Annotated in this window: 1 protein-coding gene; it reads left to right on the forward strand. The window is 68.9% G+C overall.

Annotated elements, in window-relative coordinates; all coding sequences use genetic code 11:
* A partial coding sequence (gene atpA, locus ABD466_RS44255) for a F0F1 ATP synthase subunit alpha (protein WP_344663326.1) occupies positions 1–1,271 on the forward strand: 1,271 nt, incomplete at both ends.

A 1,271-nucleotide genomic window follows, 5' to 3' on the forward strand; every position in this document is an offset into this window, starting at 1 on the left:
ACCGGCGAGATCCTGTCCACCCCGATCGGCGACAAGTTCCTGGGCCGCGTGGTGAACCCGCTGGGCGAGCCGATCGACGGCCTGGGCCCGATCGAGGCCGAGGGCACCCGCATCCTGGAGCTGCAGGCGCCCGGCGTCATGGCCCGCCAGTCGGTCAAGGAGCCGCTGCAGACCGGCATCAAGGCCATCGACTCGATGACCCCGATCGGCCGCGGCCAGCGCCAGCTGATCATCGGCGACCGCCAGACCGGCAAGACCGCGGTCTGCGTGGACACCATCATCAACCAGAAGCAGAACTGGGCCTCCGGCGACCCGAAGAAGCAGGTCCGCTGCATCTACGTCGCCATCGGCCAGAAGGGCTCCACCATCGCCGCCGTCAAGGGCGCGCTGGAGGAGGCCGGGGCGCTGGAGTACACCACCATCGTCGCGGCCCCGGCCTCGGACCCGGCCGGTTTCAAGTACCTGGCCCCGTACACCGGCTCGGCCATCGGCCAGCACTGGATGTACGCCGGCAAGCACGTGCTGATCGTCTTCGACGACCTGTCCAAGCAGGCCGAGGCCTACCGCTCGATGTCGCTGCTGCTGCGCCGCCCGCCGGGCCGCGAGGCCTACCCGGGCGACGTCTTCTACCTGCACTCCCGCCTGCTGGAGCGCTGCGCGAAGCTGAGCGACGACATGGGCGCCGGCTCCATGACCGGCCTGCCGGTCATCGAGACCAAGGCGAACGACATCTCGGCGTTCATCCCGACCAACGTCATCTCCATCACCGACGGTCAGTGCTTCTTCGAGACCGACCTGTTCAACTCGGGCGTCCGTCCGGCGATCAACGTTGGCACCTCGGTCTCCCGCGTCGGTGGTTCGGCGCAGGTGAAGGCGATGCGCTCGGTCTCCGGCTCGCTGCGTGTCGACCTGGCCCAGTTCCGCGACCTGGAGGCGTTCGCCGCCTTCGCCTCGGACCTGGACGACGCCTCCAAGGCGCAGCTGGCCCGCGGTCAGCGCATGGTCGAGATCCTGAAGCAGGGCCAGTACGAGCCGTACCCGGTCCAGGAGCAGGTGGCCGCGATCTGGATCGGCTCCTCGGGCTCGATCGACGACGTGCCGGTGGCCGACGTGCGCCGCTTCGAGAAGGAGTTCATCTCCTACCTGAAGACCGACCACGCCGGGATCCTGAGCACGATCGCCGAGACCGGCCTGCTGACCGACGACACCGTGGTGGCGCTGAAGGACGCGGTCGCGCAGTTCAAGCGCGGCTTCGAGCTCGGCGACGGCAC

Origin of the sequence: Catenulispora subtropica (assembly GCF_039531675.1) — a bacterium.
In the GTDB taxonomy this organism is placed as follows: domain Bacteria; phylum Actinomycetota; class Actinomycetes; order Streptomycetales; family Catenulisporaceae; genus Catenulispora; species Catenulispora subtropica.